At 68.9% G+C, this 16,999-nt stretch carries 21 protein-coding genes; 6 read left to right on the forward strand and 15 right to left on the reverse strand.

Annotation, left to right across the window (positions count from 1 at the left end; genetic code table 11):
- Positions 1–51 precede the first annotated feature (51 nt).
- Together AC2CHE_RS04485 and AC2CHE_RS04490 are read left to right on the forward strand one after the other, a co-directional pair.
- Complete coding sequence (locus AC2CHE_RS04485; RefSeq protein WP_484503609.1) at positions 52–672, forward strand: DUF4126 domain-containing protein; 621 nt, start codon at positions 52–54, stop codon at positions 670–672.
- A gap of 84 nt (positions 673–756) precedes the next feature.
- Positions 757–1,056 (forward strand): DUF1540 domain-containing protein, encoded by a 300-nt coding sequence (locus tag AC2CHE_RS04490; RefSeq protein WP_210830096.1) that lies wholly within the window; start codon positions 757–759, stop codon positions 1,054–1,056.
- A gap of 42 nt (positions 1,057–1,098) precedes the next feature.
- Here AC2CHE_RS04490 and AC2CHE_RS04495 read toward each other — a convergent pair whose 3' ends face one another.
- Complete coding sequence (locus tag AC2CHE_RS04495; RefSeq protein WP_484503675.1) at positions 1,099–1,311, reverse strand: hypothetical protein; 213 nt, start codon at positions 1,309–1,311, stop codon at positions 1,099–1,101.
- A gap of 59 nt (positions 1,312–1,370) precedes the next feature.
- Here AC2CHE_RS04495 and AC2CHE_RS04500 point away from each other — a divergent pair, with 59 nt between their 5' ends.
- Together AC2CHE_RS04500 and AC2CHE_RS04505 are read left to right on the forward strand one after the other, a co-directional pair.
- Positions 1,371–2,219 carry an ABC transporter ATP-binding protein gene (locus AC2CHE_RS04500; RefSeq protein ID WP_484503610.1) on the forward strand — a complete coding sequence of 283 codons (849 nt, stop codon included), beginning with the start codon at positions 1,371–1,373 and terminating at the stop codon, positions 2,217–2,219.
- The gene (locus tag AC2CHE_RS04505; protein WP_484503611.1) at positions 2,216–3,064 is read left to right on the forward strand and encodes an ABC transporter permease; all 849 of its coding nucleotides are present in this window, start codon (positions 2,216–2,218) and stop codon (positions 3,062–3,064) included. Before AC2CHE_RS04500 ends, AC2CHE_RS04505 begins: the two co-directional genes overlap by 4 nt.
- A 38-nt stretch (positions 3,065–3,102) precedes the next feature.
- On the opposite strand, the gene AC2CHE_RS04510 is transcribed toward AC2CHE_RS04505, so the two are convergent.
- On the reverse strand, positions 3,103–3,951 hold the full coding sequence (locus AC2CHE_RS04510; protein ID WP_484503612.1) for a 3-hydroxyacyl-CoA dehydrogenase family protein: 849 nt from the start codon (positions 3,949–3,951) through the stop codon (positions 3,103–3,105).
- Between the two features lie 236 nt (positions 3,952–4,187).
- On the reverse strand, positions 4,188–5,630 hold the full coding sequence (murA, locus tag AC2CHE_RS04515; RefSeq protein ID WP_484503613.1) for a UDP-N-acetylglucosamine 1-carboxyvinyltransferase: 1,443 nt from the start codon (positions 5,628–5,630) through the stop codon (positions 4,188–4,190).
- Between murA and AC2CHE_RS04520 the strand changes: the two genes are divergently transcribed.
- Both AC2CHE_RS04520 and AC2CHE_RS04525 read left to right on the forward strand, forming a co-directional pair.
- Complete coding sequence (locus tag AC2CHE_RS04520; protein ID WP_484503614.1) at positions 5,629–6,201, forward strand: cob(I)yrinic acid a,c-diamide adenosyltransferase; 573 nt, start codon at positions 5,629–5,631, stop codon at positions 6,199–6,201. The two genes, murA and AC2CHE_RS04520, sit on opposite strands and share 2 nt — an antisense overlap.
- Positions 6,177–6,593: a VOC family protein gene (locus AC2CHE_RS04525; protein ID WP_484503615.1), complete on the forward strand. Its 417-nt coding sequence runs from the start codon at positions 6,177–6,179 to the stop codon at positions 6,591–6,593. The genes AC2CHE_RS04520 and AC2CHE_RS04525 overlap by 25 nt, the downstream gene beginning before the upstream one ends.
- 140 nt (positions 6,594–6,733) lie before the next feature.
- Here AC2CHE_RS04525 and AC2CHE_RS04530 read toward each other — a convergent pair whose 3' ends face one another.
- From AC2CHE_RS04530 to AC2CHE_RS04585, 12 genes are all read right to left on the reverse strand, one after another.
- Complete coding sequence (locus AC2CHE_RS04530; protein ID WP_484503616.1) at positions 6,734–7,324, reverse strand: hypothetical protein; 591 nt, start codon at positions 7,322–7,324, stop codon at positions 6,734–6,736.
- 427 nt (positions 7,325–7,751) lie between these two features.
- Positions 7,752–8,207 carry a DUF2550 domain-containing protein gene (locus AC2CHE_RS04535; RefSeq protein WP_484503617.1) on the reverse strand — a complete coding sequence of 152 codons (456 nt, stop codon included), beginning with the start codon at positions 8,205–8,207 and terminating at the stop codon, positions 7,752–7,754.
- Between the two features lie 12 nt (positions 8,208–8,219).
- The gene (locus AC2CHE_RS04540; protein ID WP_093405444.1) at positions 8,220–8,504 is read right to left on the reverse strand and encodes a F0F1 ATP synthase subunit epsilon; all 285 of its coding nucleotides are present in this window, start codon (positions 8,502–8,504) and stop codon (positions 8,220–8,222) included.
- Positions 8,505–8,592: 88 nt separating this feature from the next.
- Positions 8,593–9,738, reverse strand: a complete 1,146-nt coding sequence (locus tag AC2CHE_RS04545; RefSeq protein ID WP_484503618.1) for an LCP family protein — start codon at positions 9,736–9,738, stop codon at positions 8,593–8,595.
- A 302-nt stretch (positions 9,739–10,040) separates the two neighbouring features.
- A complete protein-coding gene (atpD, locus tag AC2CHE_RS04550) occupies positions 10,041–11,495 on the reverse strand; it encodes a F0F1 ATP synthase subunit beta (RefSeq protein WP_484503619.1) in 1,455 nt (484 codons plus the stop codon).
- On the reverse strand, positions 11,495–12,424 hold the full coding sequence (locus AC2CHE_RS04555) for a F0F1 ATP synthase subunit gamma (RefSeq protein ID WP_484503620.1): 930 nt from the start codon (positions 12,422–12,424) through the stop codon (positions 11,495–11,497). Before AC2CHE_RS04555 ends, atpD begins: the two co-directional genes overlap by 1 nt.
- A gap of 9 nt (positions 12,425–12,433) precedes the next feature.
- Positions 12,434–14,080, reverse strand: a complete 1,647-nt coding sequence (gene atpA / locus AC2CHE_RS04560; protein ID WP_484503621.1) for a F0F1 ATP synthase subunit alpha — start codon at positions 14,078–14,080, stop codon at positions 12,434–12,436.
- Positions 14,081–14,171: 91 nt separating this feature from the next.
- Positions 14,172–14,993 carry a F0F1 ATP synthase subunit delta gene (locus AC2CHE_RS04565; RefSeq protein WP_484503622.1) on the reverse strand — a complete coding sequence of 274 codons (822 nt, stop codon included), beginning with the start codon at positions 14,991–14,993 and terminating at the stop codon, positions 14,172–14,174.
- On the reverse strand, positions 14,993–15,523 hold the full coding sequence (locus AC2CHE_RS04570) for a F0F1 ATP synthase subunit B (RefSeq protein WP_484503623.1): 531 nt from the start codon (positions 15,521–15,523) through the stop codon (positions 14,993–14,995). Before AC2CHE_RS04570 ends, AC2CHE_RS04565 begins: the two co-directional genes overlap by 1 nt.
- A gap of 29 nt (positions 15,524–15,552) precedes the next feature.
- Positions 15,553–15,774 carry an ATP synthase F0 subunit C gene (gene atpE, locus AC2CHE_RS04575; RefSeq protein ID WP_013735640.1) on the reverse strand — a complete coding sequence of 74 codons (222 nt, stop codon included), beginning with the start codon at positions 15,772–15,774 and terminating at the stop codon, positions 15,553–15,555.
- A gap of 95 nt (positions 15,775–15,869) precedes the next feature.
- The gene (gene atpB / locus AC2CHE_RS04580) at positions 15,870–16,691 is read right to left on the reverse strand and encodes a F0F1 ATP synthase subunit A (protein ID WP_484503624.1); all 822 of its coding nucleotides are present in this window, start codon (positions 16,689–16,691) and stop codon (positions 15,870–15,872) included.
- The gene (locus tag AC2CHE_RS04585) at positions 16,692–16,913 is read right to left on the reverse strand and encodes a hypothetical protein (RefSeq protein WP_093405421.1); all 222 of its coding nucleotides are present in this window, start codon (positions 16,911–16,913) and stop codon (positions 16,692–16,694) included. It abuts the gene before it with no gap.
- Positions 16,914–16,999: the final 86 nt, after the last annotated feature.

Consider the following 16,999-nt stretch of genomic DNA (forward strand, 5'->3'; position numbering starts at 1 on the left):
GCGCGACCTCGCCACCGAGCGGCGCTGGCGTGCCGGTGCCATGCTGTGCTGGTGCTCGAAGTGCTCACCGGTACCGGCCTCGCCGCCTCGGCGGGGCTGAACGCCTACATCCCGTTGCTGGCGATGGGTCTGCTGGCCCGGTTCACCAGTGTCATAGACCTGCCTGGCGGGTGGCAGTGGCTCGGCAACGAGTGGGTGCTGGGCATCCTCGCGGTGCTGCTCGTCGTCGAGGTCGTCGCGGACAAGGTGCCCGTGGTCGACCACGTCAACGACATGGTGCAGACGGTCGTCCGGCCGACGGCCGGCGGGCTGGCGTTCGGGGCCGGATCCGCGTCCGAGACCGTGACCGTGAGCGACCCGGACAGCTTCTTCGCCAGCGGCGGCCAGTGGTTGCCGGTGCTGGTCGGGATGCTCATCGCGCTCGGCGTACATCTGCTGAAGTCGACCGCCCGTCCGGTGATCAATGCGGCCACGGCCGGCGTGGGCGCGCCGGTGGCGAGCGCCGCCGAGGACGCCACCAGCGTGGTCATGTCGCTCGTCGCGATCATCCTGCCGGTGCTGATGCTGGTGTTCCTGGTCGGCCTCGTGCTCGTCCTCCCGTGGCTGCTGCGCCGCCGGGCGGACCGACGGCGGGAGCGGCGGGCGGCACGCGAGGCGGGCTTCCGCGTCTGACCGCGCACCGCTGGCTCGACCAAATCGCCTCCGCGATCCGCCCTAAAGCCTAAAATTGGGGCAATCAACGGAGGAGGTTGGGTCATGACCGCAGCAATGGAGATGCCCCGGGTCCAGGAATGTGTGGTCGCCGCCTGCGCGTACAACCACACCGGCGACTGCCACGCCTTCGCCATCACCATCGGCAGCATGGACCACGCGCACTGCCACACCTTCATCGAGATGCCCGCCGTCCGGGCCGGCCTCGACGGGCAGATCGCCCAGGTCGGGGCGTGTCAGCGCGCCGACTGCCGGCACAACGAGCAGTTGGAGTGCCAGGCGCCGGCGATCCGGGTCGGCCCCGACGCCGACATGGCCGACTGCATGACCTACGACCACCGCTGAGACTCGGCGGCGCGGATCCCGGTCAACTGCCGGGTCCGCGCGTCACAGCTCGTTCGCCTGCCGAATAACGGTGACCAGCTCGTCGATGATGTCGCTCCGGTCGGCCGGTGGCTCGCAGCCCGTCGAGTACGGCCGGCACCGCAGCCAGGCGCGTACGGCTGCCGAGGCGGCGGCCTCCACAGCGGGATCGACCTGCACGACCGCCTCGGCAGCGGTCAGCGGTGACGGTTCGGGCTCGGGGTTGTGCAAAACCACACAGCCGCCACCACCCCCGGTGCGGACGCCGGGTGCCGGCGGGCCGCACACTTGACGGCATGAGTGACGACGTCGCGATCCGCGTCCGGGGGCTGCGCAAGACGTACGGCGACAGCCTCGCGGTCGCCGGCCTGGACCTGGACGTCCACCGGGGCGAGGTGTTCGCCCTGCTCGGGCCGAACGGTGCCGGCAAGACCACCACCGTGGAGATCCTGGAGGGCTACCGCCAGCGCGACGCCGGCGAGGTACGCGTCCTCGACGTCGACCCGGCCGCCCCGACGCGCGACTGGCGGGGGCGGGTCGGCATCGTGTTCCAGGGCACCGGGGAGTTCGACGAACTCTCCGTCGCCGAGGTGGTCGACCACTTCGCCGGCTTCTATGCCGACGCCGACGACCCCGGCAAGGTGATCGAACGGGTCGGGCTGGCCACCAAGGCCCGCGCCCGTACGCACACCCTGTCCGGCGGCCAGAAGCGTCGGCTCGACGTGGCGCTCGGCATCGTCGGCCGCCCGGAGCTGCTCTTCCTCGACGAGCCGACCACCGGCTTCGATCCGGAGGCCCGGCGGGAGTTCTGGGAGCTGATCCGCGATCTCGCCGCCGCCGGCACCACCATCGTGCTGACCACCCACTACCTGGACGAGGCGGAGGCGCTCGCCGACCGGGTGGGCGTGATCGCCGGTGGCCGGCTGGTCGAGGTCGCCGCGCCTAACCAGCTCGGCAACCGGCAGGAGGCGCTGGCCACGGTCGCCTGGCGTACCCCCGATGGCACCCTGGAGAGCGCGCAGAGCGCGACGCCGACGGGCCTGGTGACGGAACTCGCCGCGCGGTTCGGCGGCGAGGTACCCGGCCTGACCGTCACCCGGCCCACCCTCGAAGACATCTACCTGACGATGATCGGACAGCGATGACCACCACTACGAGACCGGCCGAGCCGGTCACATCGGCAGCCCCGGCCCGGCGGAGCGGCCCGACCGGCCTGGCGCTGCGTCAGGGGCGGCTGGAGATCCGGCAGTTCCTGCGCAGCCGCGAGTCCGTCGTGTTCACGCTGGGCTTCCCCCTCATCATGGTGCTGATCTTCGCGTCGATCTTCGACGAGGAGATCGCCCCCGGGGTGAGCTACACGCAGTACTTCATCACCGGCATGATCGCGACCGGCCTGATGACTGTCAGCTTCCAGAACCTCGGCATCTGGATCCCGATCGAGCGGGACCGGGGTGTGCTCAAACGATACCGGGGCACGCCGATGCCGAAGTGGGTCTGGTTCGCCGGCAAAGTGATCATGGTGCTGGTGACCGGCGTCGTGATGACCGCGCTGCTGCTCGCGGTCTCGGTGACACTGTTCGACCTGGACCTGCCGACCAGCACCACGGCCTGGCTGACCTTCGGGTGGGTCAGCGCCCTGGGGGTGACCGCCTGCACGCTGTGCGGCATCGCCATCTCGTCGCTGGCCAGGACCGCCCGGAGCGGCTCGGCGGTGGTCACTCCGGTCGCGCTGGTGCTCCAGTTCATCTCCGGGGTGTTCTTCGTCTTCACCAACCTGCCGACCTGGATGCAGCAGGTGGCGGCGCTGTTCCCGCTGAAGTGGATGTGCCAGGGCCTTCGGGCGGTCTTCCTGCCGGAGAGCTTCGGCGCGGACGAGCCCGGCGGCTCGTTCGAGCTGACCCGGGTCGCGCTGGTGCTTGGCGTCTGGTGCGTGATCGGTCTGGTGCTCTGCCTGACCACCTTCCGCTGGACCACCCGCCGCGACGGCTGAGCCACGGGGAGGGCCCGACGGCCCTCCCCCACACCGCGTCAGTACGCGTAGAAGCCCTGGCCGGTCTTGCGGCCCAGATCGCCTGCGGTGGCCATCCGCTGCAACAGCTCCGGAGGGAAGAACTTCTCGTCGGCCGTGTCGGTGTAGATGTTGCGGGTCGCGTTCAGCAGCACGTCGACGCCGGTCAGGTCGACGGTGGCCAGCGGACCCATCGCGTGCCCGAAGCCGAGCCGGCAGGCGGTGTCCAGGTCCTCGGCGGAGATCACGCCCGCCTCGACCAGCTTGACCGCCTCCATGGCCAGGGCGCAGATCAACCGGGTGGTGACGAAGCCGGCGATGTCACGGTTCACCACCACGACGGTCTTGCCGATCTCCTCGGCGAAGGACTTCGCCCGCTCCAGCGTGGCGTCGCTGGTCTTGTAGCCGCGCACCAGCTCGCAGAGCTTCATCATCGGCACCGGCGAGAAGAAGTGGGTGCCGACGACCGCCTCCGGGCGCTCGGTGGCCGTCGCGATCTGGGTCACCGGGATCGCCGAGGTGTTGGTGGCCAGCACCGCGTCCGACTTGCAGATCTTGTCCAGCGCGCGGAACACCTCGTGCTTGATCTCCAGCTTCTCGAAGACCGCCTCGATGACGATGTCCGCGTCACCGGCCGCATCCAGCTCGGTGGTGGGGGTGATCCGCCCGAGCGTCGCCTCGACCTCGTCCTCGGAGAGCCTGCCCTTCTCCGCGAACTTCGTCAGCGACCGCCGGATACCGTCCAGACCACGCTTCGTCGCCGTCTCGTCCAGATCCCGCAGCACCACCTGCCAGCCCGCCTGCGCCGCCACCTGAGCGATGCCCGAACCCATCAGACCGGCACCGACGACCGCGAGTCGACCCGCCATGCTGCTTCTCCCTCGCTGCGAATGAGTGTCTGTCTGCACCCTAGTCGGCAGGGCTGAACGATGACTAAGCGCGACCGCCAATAGGGCGGTGGAGGCGAGGCGGGTCCTGGCCGAGGATGGCAAGGCGGAGGAGGAGACCATGCCGGTGTTGCATGGCCGACGACGACAACGCTGCCAGCCGAAGCGCCGGGGCACGCCGCAGCCCGCCGATCCTATTGCCGGTCGCGCTGGGACGCTCAGATGGTCAGTTCGGGTTCCTCCGGTGCGGTGGCCCGCTCCACCTCGATGCCGAGTGCCCGCAGGTCGGCCACGAAGTCGGGATAGCCCCGGTCGACGTGGTGCACGTGCGACACCTCGGTCATCCCGTCGGCGCAGAGCCCGGCGATGATGAGCCCGGCGCCGGCCCGGATGTCGGTCGCGCGTACCGGAGCGCCGGAGAGCCGCTCCCGGCCGCGTACCACCGCGTGGTGCCCGTCGGTCTTGATGTCCGCGCCCAGCCGCATCATCTCGTTGGCGAACATGAACCGGCCGTCGAAGATGTTCTCGGTGATCAGCGAGGCACCCTCGCTGAGCGCCGCGAGCCCGATCGCCATCGGCAGCAGATCGGTGGCGAAGCCCGGATAGGGAAGCGTCACCACGTCCACCGCCCGGGGCCGGTCGTCCAGGCGTACCCGGAAGCTGTCCGCCCGGGTCTCCACAATGCCACCGGCCGTCACCAGCTTGTCGAGCGCGACCTCCAGGAAAGCGGGATCCAGTCCGGTCACGGTGACGTCGCCACGGGTCATCGCGGCACCGAACGCCCAGGTTCCCGCGACGATCCGGTCCCCCACCGTGGCATGCCGGACCGGACTCAGCCGGGGTACGCCGACGATGGTGATGGTCGAGGTGCCCTCGCCGTCGATCAGCGCACCCATCCGCTGGAGCATCGTGCAGATGTCGACGATCTCGGGCTCACGGGCCGCGTTCTCGATCACCGTGGTGCCCTCGGCCAGCACCGCCGCCATGATGAGGTTCTCGGTCGCCCCGACGCTGGGGAAGTCCAGCACTATCTCCGCGCCCCGCAGCCCATCAGGGGCCGAGGCGATCACGAAGCCGTGCTCGCCGGCGATGTCGGCACCCATTCGGGTCAGCCCGTAGATGTGCATGTCCAGACCCCGCGAGCCGATCGCGTCACCGCCCGGGTGAGCCACCCGCACGTACCCGCGTCGGGCCAACAACGGCCCCAGCACGCAGATCGACGCCCGCAGCCGCCGGACCAGGTCGTAGTCGGCCTCGACGCCCGGCTGCTCCGGCACGTCGATGACGACCGACCGGGACCGGGCCACCCCACCGACCGCCACCATCGGGTCGACCGGGTCGTCGGCGTCGAACCGTACGCCGCAGCCGAGGCGGCGCAGCACCTCACCCATGATGGCGATGTCGGTGATCCGGGGCACGTTCGTGATCACCGTCCGGCCGGGCGCGAGCAGCGCGGCGGCCATCAGCTTGAGCGCCGAGTTCTTCGCACCGACCACGTGCACCGTGCCGGCGAGTCGGGCGCCGCCGCGTACCCGGATGACGTCGACGTCGGCGATCGCGGAATCACCGGCGTCACCCGGGCCGACACTCGCAGGCCAACCCGTGTCGGCGTCCGCCCTGGCCGGGATCGTCAGGTCCGGTATACGTAGGCTGTGCGTCATGGCCGTCCACCTCACCCGCATCTACACCAAGGCCGGCGATGCCGGCATGACCAGGCTGAGCAACAACGAGCAGGTGCCGAAGAACGATCCGCGGATCGCCGCGTACGCCGACGTCGACGAGTGCAACGCCGCGCTCGGCGTGGCACTCGCTCTGGGCCAGCTACCCGACGAACTCCGCACGGTGCTGGGGTCGATCCAGAACGACCTGTTCGACGTGGGCGCCGACCTGTCCACGCCGGTCGAACCGGATCCGAAGTACCCGCCGCTGCGGGTCACGGAGGGGTACGTCGAGCGCCTTGAGGGCTGGTGCGACGAGTACAACGCGCGCCTGAGCAAGCTCGACTCCTTCATCCTCCCCGGCGGCACCGCAGGCGCGGCGCTGCTGCACGTGGCGCGGACGATCGCCCGGCGCGCCGAGCGGTCGGCGTGGGCGCTCATCACCCAAGACCCCGACCGGACCAGCCGCCTCCCGGCAAAGTATCTCAACCGGCTGTCGGATCTGCTCTTTATCCTGTCAAGAACGGCAAATCCGGACGGAGACGTGCTATGGGTGCCGGGTGGAGGCCGGTGACCTTCGGTTTACTGCACCACGTGGAGGTCTGGATACCCGACCTGAACGCCGCGATGCGTAGCTGGGGCTGGCTGCTCGGCGAGTTGGGCTGGACGTCGTTCCAGCAGTGGCCGGTCGGCCAATCCTGGCGACTCGGCCCGACCTATCTGGTGCTGGAGGCGTCACCAGCGCTCACCGGCGGACGTCACGACCGGCTCGCCCCGGGCCTCAACCACCTGGCCTTCCACGCCGGCTCGGCCGCCGCCGTGGACCGGCTGGTCGAGCAGGCACCGACGTACGGCTGGGAGCTGCTCTTCGCCGACCGGCACCCGTACGCCGGCGGACCCGACACGTACGCCGGGTATCTGGCGGACGGGCAGGGGTACGAGGTGGAGTTGGTGGCCTCGGGCTGAGCTTGTCTTCGGGTGTTTGGTTGCTGTTTGGGGCTGGGGGCCGGCACCCGGGGTGTCGGGTGCCGGCCAGCGGCTTTCTGCTCCCCCTGTGGAGGAATGTCGTCGGTTGTCGGGTGGTGTCAGCTGGTTCGTTGGTGGGGTCAGCTGGTCCAGTGCTCGGCGACGAGGTCGGCGGCCTGCTGTTCCCACTGGGCATAGTGGTCGGGGTACGCCGACACCTGCACCGTCTGCGCGGCCTCGGTCAGCGGCATGTCCTGCCAACCGTCGACCTGCTTGAGGCCCTTGAGGAACGCCAGGGTCGAGTACTCGGGGTCGGTGATCTGCTCCACCGTGCCCCACCCGCTCGTCGGGCGCTGCTGGAACAGACCCTGCGAGTCGTGGTCGTTGCGGTCACCCAGGTGGCCCAGGTTCTCCAGCTTCGACTCCTGCAACGCCGTCGCGATCGACACCACCGCAGCGCGCTCGTCCATACCGGCCTTCTTCGTCGCGCCGATGATCGCCTTGACGTTGTCGATCTGCTCGTCGTTCAGGTCGACGTTCGACTGGTTGGACGGGACGCCGTGCGGCAGCAGCTTGCTGGTGTCGGGCTTGTCGGCCTGCACCACCGCCGCGACCGGGTTGCTGGTGACCGGGGTGGCCTCGGCGTGGGCGGCCACCGGACCGGCGAACAGACCACCGGTGAAGGCCAGACCCGCGATACCCAGAACGCTCTTACGCAGCACCGTGTTCATCACAAAGCTCCATTCGGGGGTCGACGCACAGCACACCCACAGGGGGGACGGGGTGCGCGCACGCAAGCACCAAAGGCGCTCAAAGAACAAAGGGGGAAGGTTCTCGATCCTCGGGGGCGCGGGGCCTCAGGGCCGCTTCGCGTCGCCGGGACCATGTGTAACGACCGCCGGCCCGCCATCATTCCCGGGGGCCCGCACCCACCACCGGCGGGCGCCGTCTTCCACGGTCGTTCACCCGTCTACAACGCCCCCGACCCCGCACCCATTCCACCCCGAGCGGACCCCCGAACCCGACACCCCACCCCATCCCCGACATCCGCACCCCCCAGCACCACAGTGTTGACCATGGGGTTAGCGGCAGTCTTGGAGATCAAGAACGCCGTTAACCTCATGATCAACGAGGCGCATCGGTGGGGGTAAGGGTGGGTCAGGCGGCGGGCCAGTCCTGGGAGGCCATACGTGGCGAGGCCGCCCCCGGAGGGGCGGCCTCAAGCCAGGAGAGAAATCCGGTGACGGTGGATCGCGCCATGGCGATCTCGACCGGGGCGTGTCGACTGGCACAGCGGAGAATGATCCAGTCGGCAGGCATGGACATTCGTTCCTGCCCCTCGGGCAATCGCCGTCGATCGACCGCCAGCCCTTCACGGGACAGCACCCGTTTGGGGCGTACGCCGAAACTGAACATCCGGTACCAGCGGAGTTCGTCGCCGACGAAGCGGCCGAAACCGGGTGACCAGCCGCGGCCGTCGAGCATGGTGGAGGTCCGGACACTGAGCCGGATGATGCCTCCGCTACGGGTGACCAGAGCCCGCCGGATGAAGAGAAACAGAAACGCGCCGAGGAGCACGGCGACGCCGATTCCGGCCCCTTCGACGATCTCCATCGGCGAATCGGCTCAGTTGCCGGAGGCTGCGGAGGCCGGAGTGGCGGTCTCGGCCAGCACCGTCACGCCCTGCTCGCTGACCGAGAGGAAACCGCCTGCCACGTCGTAGCTGAGCTGCTCACCCCCGGGGAGCTTGATGCGTACCTGGCCGGGCTCGGCGAGCTGGCCGAGCAGGGGCGCGTGCCCCGGCAGCACACCCAGCTCACCTTCGGTCGTCCGGGCCATGACCATCTCGGCCTTGCCCGACCAGACCTTTTCCTCGACGGCCACGAGCTGGACGTTAAGCTGCTCTGCCACGCTGTCTCCTTGCTGAGGCGGCGGATGGGGAAATTCTAGTCGCGCCCGGGACCTGTTCTTCAGGCGGGTGCCAAGACCCGCGCCACTATCAGCTCCGGTTCACCAGCTTCGGATGTTCGAGCAGGAACGGGTCCAACAGTTCTCGCTCCAGAGCGACGAAGAAGTCGTCCACCTCGGGCGCGAACTGTTCACCGAGGTACCTGCCGTTCTCCTTGATTCCGCCACCCGGCAGCTTGATCATCTGGATGTTGCCGGGACGGATGTCCTTGAGGGCGACGGCGAAGTCGACCACGCTGTGCCCCCGGCCGCTGAAGATCAGCGACTCGCCGGCCGCACGGAGCACCTTGTCCAACTTGACCGGGTTGGTCACCACGTCGGCGCTGAGGGCCTGACCGGCCATCGCCTTGACGAACTGCTGCTGGTGCCGCTGCCGGCCGTAGTCGCCGTCGGGGACACCGTTCTCCGGGTACCGCTGGCGGACGTAGTCCAGCGCCTGCCAGCCGCTCAGGTGCTGCTTGCCCTTCGGGTAGACCGCCTGCGGCCCGACGTATCCGCCGCCGCCAGGCTTGCCCTGACGGTGTTTGCCGTTGGGCTCCCGGTGCTCCGAGCGGACCTCCCGCTCCACGTTCATCGTGACGCCCCCCATGGCGTCGACGATCTTCTGGAAGCCGGAGAAGTTGATGATCGCGCCCGCGTCGAACCGCTTGATGCCGGTGACCCGTTGCACGGTGATGGCGAGCAGCTCGAAGCCCTTCGCCGCGTCCGGCTTCCCGCCGGGCACCCGACTGCCGTACGACATAGCCGCGTTCAGCTTGGTGGTGTCGCCGAGGAAGTCCGCCTTCTCGAACGGCGGGATCTCCACGTAGAGATCACGCGGCAGCGAGAAGAGGTACGCGCGGTCCATCTCCTTCGGCACATGCAGCACCATGATCGCGTCGGACAGCGGCGGAGTGTCCTTGTCGCGAGGATCGATGCCGACCAGCAGGATGTTGAGCGGACCCTTGATGTCGCTCTTGGGAGTGGCACCGGCCGCCTGGTCGCCGAAGAGGTCCGCCTTGCCGACCGCGCCCTCGTAGCGGGCCATCAGCGCCTCCGCGCCCACCAGGCTGGTCCCGCTGAGCACCATCAGGGCGACGCCGAAGATGGTGCAGAGCTGCGCCCAGCGGGGCACGCCCCGCCACACCGACGTGCGCCCACCACGCTTGCCGCGTCTGCCGGCCTTACCCACAAGCATCTCCGTTCGTCGCGCCCCCGGGGGAAGTACGGGCGCGCGGGGCCGAATGGTTTAACCAATCAACGCTCATTGGCGCATGAGCGTGGCTGTACGGTGCCCCACGACTTGCACCGCGCGGTGCCTCGACACGGCGCGGGTTGCCTTCCTGGACGTCGCACCGACGGTATCTCGCGTCTCACCTGATCGCCGGGAACGGGTCACCGGGCAGCGGCGATGATACGTAGCGAAGATGAACAGAAGGCCGCCCCGGAGTTACCGGGGCGGCCTTCTGTTTCGTGTCTCGAAGGTGCGAGGCGCGAAGGTCAGCCCTTCATCAGCTCGGCGGCCTTCTTCTCCAGGTCGTCGAGCCCACCGCACATGAAGAACGCCTGCTCGGGGAAGTGGTCGTACTCACCCTCGCTGATCTTGCGGAACGCCTCGATGGTCTCCTTGATCGGGACCGTCGAGCCCGGCACGCCGGTGAACTGCTCCGCCGCGTAGGTGTTCTGCGACAGGAAGCGCTCGATCCGCCGAGCCCGCTGGACCGTGATCTTGTCTTCCTCGGAGAGCTCCTCGATACCGAGGATGGCGATGATGTCCTGCAGGTCCTTGTAGCGCTGGAGGATCCGCTTCACCTCGCTGGCCACCTGGAAGTGCTCCTGGCCGACGAACTCGGGGGCCAGGATCCGCGACGAGGAGGCCAGCGGGTCCACCGCCGGATAGATCCCCTTGTCGGAGATGGACCGCTCCAGGTTGGTGGTCGCGTCCAGGTGGGCGAACGTGGTGGCCGGCGCGGGGTCGGTGTAGTCGTCCGCCGGCACGTAGATCGCCTGCATCGAGGTGATGGCCTGGCCCCGGACGGAGGTGATCCGCTCCTGCAGCTCACCCATCTCGTCGGCCAGGGTCGGCTGGTAACCCACCGCGCTGGGCATCCGGCCGAGCAGGGTGGAGACCTCGGAACCGGCCTGGGTGAAGCGGAAGATGTTGTCGATGAAGAGCAGCACCTCCTGCTTCTTCACGTCACGGAAGTACTCCGCCATGGTCAGCGCGGAGAGCGCCACCCGCAGCCGGGTGCCCGGCGGCTCGTCCATCTGGCCGTAGACCAGAGCGGTCTTGTCGATGACGCCGGAGTCGGTCATCTCGTGGATCAGGTCGTTGCCCTCACGGGTGCGCTCACCCACGCCGGCGAAGACCGAGGTACCACCGAAGTTGCGGGCGACCCGCGTGATCATCTCCTGGATGAGCACCGTCTTGCCCACACCGGCACCACCGAAGAGGCCGATCTTGCCGCCCTTCACGTACGGGGCGAGCAGGTCGATGACCTTGATGCCGGTCTCCAGCATCTCGGTCTTCGGCTCCAGGTCCGCGAAGGCCGGGGCCTTGCGGTGGATGCCCCAGTGGTCGTCGGCCTGGATGGTCTCGCCCTCGGTGAGGTTGAGGCACTCGCCGATGGCGTTGAAGACGTGGCCCTTGACCGCGTCGCCGACCGGCACCCGGATCGGGAAGCCGGTGTCCCGCACGTCGGCACCGCGCACCAGGCCGTCGGTCGGCTGCATCGAGATGGCGCGGACCAGGTTGTCACCCAGGTGCTGGGCGACCTCCAGGGTCAGCGTCTTCTCGCCGCCGGACAGGGTCACGTCCACGTGCAGCGCGTTGAACAGGGCCGGCATGGCGTCACGCGGGAACTCGGCGTCGACGACCGGGCCGATGACCCGGACCACACGACCCGTGGCCGCCTTGGTCTCGGCTGGTCCTCCAGCAGCGGTGGAAACAGTCATCACACTTCACTTCCCGACGCGGCCAGCGCGTTCGCGCCGCCGACGATCTCACTGATCTCCTGGGTGATCCCGGCCTGGCGGGCCGAGTTCATCTCACGCGTGTACTTGTCGATCATCTCTTCGGCGTTGTCGGTGGCGCTCTTCATCGCCCGCCGCCGGGCCGCCGACTCGCTGGCCGCCGACTCCAGCAACGCCGCGTAGATCCGCGTGTTGATGTACTTCGGCAGCAGCGCGTCGAGCAGCGCCTCCGCGTCCGGCTCGAACTCGTACGCCGGCAGCGCACCCTCCGACCGGGGCCGTTCCTCGATCTGCAACGGCCCGACGATGCGGGTGATCGGGTTCTGGGTCATCAGGGACTTGAACTCGGTGTAGACGATGTGCAACTCGTCCACTCCGCGTACCCCGTCCGGCCCCGGATCGCCGTCGCTGTCGTCCGCACCGGCGGTGAACGCCTTGATCAGGGTCTCACCGACCTCGCGGGCGTCGGCGAAGGTCGGCTGCTCCGAGAAGCCCGTCCAACTGGCCTCGATCGGCCGGTTGCGGAACCGGTAGAACGACACGCCCTTGCGTCCGATGACGTAGAGCACCGGCTCCTTGCCGTCGGCCTTGAGCCGGGCGATCAACGACTCCGCCGTCCGGATGGCGTTGGAGCTGTAGCCACCGGCCAGGCCACGGTCGGAGGTCACCAGCAGCACGCCCGCCCGCCGCACCCGCTCGCGCGGGGTGAGCAGCGGGTGGTCGACCGAGGCGTTGGACGCCAGCGCGGTGAGCACGCCGGTGACGGCCTGGGCGTACGGCAGGGACGCCTCCACCCGGGCTTGGGACTTGGCGATCCGGCTCGTCGCCACGAGCTCCATCGCCTTGGTGATCTTCTTCATCCCCTTCGCCGAGCGGATCCGTTGACGAAGAACACGTACCTGCGCCGCCATGGCCCGGCCCTACTGCTTCTCGGCCGGAGCCTCGCCGCTGTAGCGGGTGACCGTCTCGTGCTCGGCCTCGCCCTCCAGCGGCGCCACCGGCGCCTCGTTGATCGTGCGCTCGTCCTCGCGGCCGAGGAAGCCCTGCTTGAACTCCGCGACGGCCGAGTCGAGGGTGGCGATGATCTCGTCGTCCCACTTGTTGTCGGCGATCGCCTGGAGCGTGGCGTTGTGCTTGCGCCGCAGGTGCTCCAGGAACTGGGTCTCGAAGCGCCGCACGTCCCCGACCGGGACGTCGTCCAGCTTGCCCTCGGTGCCGGCCCAAACGGCCACCACCTGCTCCTGTACCGGGTACGGCGAGTAGTTCGGCTGCTTGAGCAGCTCCACCAGGCGGGCACCGCGGTCGAGCTGGGCGCGGGAGGCCTTGTCCAGGTCGGAGGCGAAGGCGGCGAACGCCTCCAGCTCACGGTACTGAGCCAGGTTCAGCCGCAACGAACCGGCGACCTTGCGCATCGGCTTCACCTGCGCGGCGCCACCGACCCGGGAGACCGAGGTACCGACGTTGATCGCCGGCCGGACGCCCTGGTTGAACAGGTCGGTCTCCAGGAAGATCTGACCGTCGGTGATGGAGATGACGTTGGTCGGGATGAAGGCCGAGATGTCGTTGGCCTTCGTCTCGATGATCGGCAGACCGGTCATCGAGCCGCCGCCCATCTCGTCGGAGAGCTTCGCGCAGCGCTCCAGCAGCCGGGAGTGCAGGTAGAAGACGTCACCCGGGTACGCCTCGCGGCCCGGCGGACGGCGCAGCAGCAGCGACACGGCCCGGTACGCCTCGGCCTGCTTGCTCAGGTCGTCGAAGACCACGAGCACGTGCTTGCCGCCGTACATCCAGTGCTGGCCGATGGACGAGCCGGTGTACGGGGCGAGGTACTTGAAGCCGGCCGGGTCCGAGGCCGGCGAGGCGACGATGGTGGTGTACTCCATCGCGCCCGCCTCCTCCAGCTGCCCCTTGATCGAGGCGATGGTGGAGGCCTTCTGGCCGATGGCGACGTAGATGCAGCGGACCTGCTTCTTCGGGTCGCCGGAGGCCCAGTTCTCCCGCTGGTTGAGGATGGCGTCCAGGGCAACCGTGGTCTTGCCGGTCTTCCGGTCACCGATGATCAGCTGCCGCTGACCCCGCCCGATCGGCGTCATCGCGTCGATGGCCTTGATGCCGGTCTGCAGCGGCTCGGAGACCGACTGCCGGGCCATCACGTTGGGGGCCTGCAGCTCCAGCTCGCGGTAGCCCTCGTCGGCGATCTCGCCGAGGCCGTCGATCGGCTGGCCGAGCGCGTTGACCACGCGGCCGAGGAAGCCGTCGCCCACCGGCACCGAGAGCACCCGGCCGGTGCGCTTGACGCGCTGCCCCTCTTCGAGCCCGGAGTAGTCGCCGAGGACGACGACACCGATCTCCCGGACGTCGAGGTTCAGCGCCACGCCGAGCGTGCCGTCCTCGAACTCCAGCAGTTCGTTGGTCATGGTCGAGGGCAGGCCCTCGACGTGGGCGATGCCGTCGCCGGTGTCGGCGACGGTGCCGACCTCCTCACGGGAGACGTCGGGCGAATAGGAGGAGACGTAGCGCTCCAGGGCGCCGCGAATCTCCTCCGTCGAGATGGTCAGCTCGGCCATCCTCTGCTTCCTTAAGTATCAGGGGCCCGGGATACCTAGTACCGACCGGTCCTCGGGTCGACTGTCTTTCCGGGCGCTTCGCGGGCGCTGGTCAGCGCTTCGCGAGCGCGTTGCGGGTCTCGTTGAGGCGGCGCAGGATCGTCCCGTCGTAGAGGTCCGAACCCACCCGTACGCTCACTCCACCGAGGATCGTCGGGTCAACCGTAAGCTTGACAGCGACCGGTCGATCGTAGATGGCGGAAAGCCGATCGCCCAGGCGCCGCTCCTCCTCCTCGGTCAGCGGAGCAGCCACCGTCACGTACGCGACCTGCCGGTCTCGCCGCTCCGCCGCCAACTCCACCAGCCGGGACAACGCGGCGGTGAACGACCGGCCACCGAAGCCGGCCAGCGCCGCCTCCGCCAACCGCACCGTCACCGGCCGGGCCTTACCCGTCAGGAGCATTCCGACCAGCTCGGCCCGCTGCGCCACCGGCGCCATCGGGTCGGACAGGGCGTTGGACAACTGCGGATCCGCCGCGACCATCTGGCCGAAGCGGAACAGCTCGTCCTCCACCTCGCCCAGCTCGCCGGCGCGGTCCGCGCTGGCGAGCAGCGCCTGCACACCGAGGCTCTCCGCGCCGTCGAGCAGTTCCGACGGCGCGGACCAGCGGCCGGCGACCAGGGTCCCGAGCAGGTCGAGCGGGTCCGCGCCGACCTTGCCGGAGAGCACCGAGTTCACCAGGCCGGTGCGGTCCGCACCGGCGCGGGCCGGGTCGGAGAGCGCCCGGCGCAGCCGGACCTCCCGCCGCAGCAGGTCCGCGACGGCGAGCAGTTCCGCACCGGTGTCGGCCACGGTCGTCGGCTCGGCACCGGCGACGTACGCCTCCAGCCGCGCGAGCGCGGCGGCGTAGGACTCCCGGCTGGCGGCCTGCATCAGCGGGCCCCCGCGCTCTCGAGGTCGGTGAGGAACCGCTCGACGGTGCCCTTGCGGCGGGCCTCGTCGGCGAGCGACTCGCCCACGATCCGGCTGGCCAGGTCGACCGCGAGGCCGCCGACCTCCGCGCGCAGCTCGCGCACGATGGTCTGGCGCTCCACGGCCAGCGACTCCCGGCCGGCGGCGATGATCCGGTCCGATTCCTCCCGGGCCTTGGCCAGGATCTCCGTACGGATCGACTCGGCGTCGGCGCGGGCGTCGTCCCGGATCCGGGCCGCCTCGGTACGCACCTCGGCAAGCTGGGCCCGGTACTGCTCCAGCAGCTGGTTGGCCTCGGCCTGAGCGGCCTCGGCACGCTTGAGGCCGCCCTCGATCGCGTCGACCCGCGCCTGGTACATCGCCTCCATGCGCGGCATCACGAACTTGAGCAACACGAAGCAGAGCAGGATGAAGGCGATCGTCCCGACGACGAGCTCCTGCCAGATCGGCACGAGCGGGTGGTGCTCTACACCTTCAGCGGCGACATACATGTCAGACCTCCGGGTCGCGTCGGGCTACGTCAGACTGCGAACGCGAGCACCAGGCCGAACAGGGCGAGCGCCTCGACCAGCGCGAAGCCCAGGACCAGCCAGGTGCGGTTGTAGCCGGCGGACTCCGGCTGGCGGGCGCTGGCCTGGATGTAGGCCGCGAAGACCAGGGCGACACCGATGCCGGGGCCGATGGCGGCGAGACCGTAACCGATGGTGTTGACGCTGCCCTCGATGGCGGCAATAACGTCCATTGCGGGTATTCCTCCTAGTAGACGCGTGAGTTCTCACGCGTACGCGGTCGTACCGGAAGCTTGGTCGGGCCGGGCGGCCCGCCGAGGTCGGTGGATCAGTGCCCGTCGGCGAGCGACGTGCCGATGTAGTTGGCGGTCAGGGTGACGAAGACGTAGGCCTGCAACAGCGCGACGAGCACCTCGAAGAAGGCCATCAGGATCGCCATCAGGAACGAGAAGACCGACGTCACCTGGACGAAGACGTTGTCCGAGGCGAGCATCACGAAGCCGCCGACGGTGAAGACCAGCAGGATCAGGTGGCCGGCGAACATGTTGGCGAAGAGTCGTACCGCCAGGGTGACCGGTCGGTTGATGAAGTTCTGCAGGAACTCGATCGGGATCAGCAGGACGTGCATCGGCCACGGCACGCCCGGGATGATCAGGCTCTGCTTGAGGTAGCGGCCCAGACCCTGCTTGCGGACACCGATGTAGAGGTACATCACGTAGGTGATCGCGGCCAGCACGATCGGGAAGGCGATGTGCGAGTTCGGGGAGATCTGCAACCCGGGGGTGACACCGAAGAGGTTCGTCACCGCGATGAAGCAGAACAGCACGGTGAAGTAGGGCGCGAACCGGATGCCGTCCTTGCCCATCTGCTCGCGGGCGATGTTGTCCCGGACCAGACCGTAGATCGACTCGGCCATCCACTGGCCCTTGCTCGGCACCAGCTTCGGGTTCCGGTAGGTGGCCATGAAGAAGATGATCAGCAGCCCGACGGCCAGCCAGATCATCAGCGTGAACTTCGTGACAAACGGGCCGGCGACATCCGGCAGGTAGAAGTCATCGACCTTGGGGGGCCAGGGCAGGCCCTCTGCGGCGATAAACTGTCCGCTCACCGTGTCATCCTCCGCACTCGACAGACCCGCGTGTGCCGGCACTCAGGCACTGAGCCTCTTCATGATCAGGTAGATCGCTCCGGCTGCGCCGAGCATCATGCCCACGGCGATTCCGACGCCGGTCGGCAGGCCCAGGAACTCCCCCGCCAACCAGCCGAGGAATCCCCACACCACGATGCCGGCGAGCAGGTAGCCGAGGACGGCTCCGGCGACACCTTCCGACGAGTGTTCGTCGGGGCTTCTGCGGTGAGGGTTGTCGGCCATGACGAGGCGAACACTATCAGCCGGGTGTTTCGCGAGTGTGCGGCACCCCCCACACTGCGAGCAGCGTGCGGGCGGCGGATGCGGCG

Source organism: Micromonospora sp. ATLC16 (genome assembly GCF_057196645.1).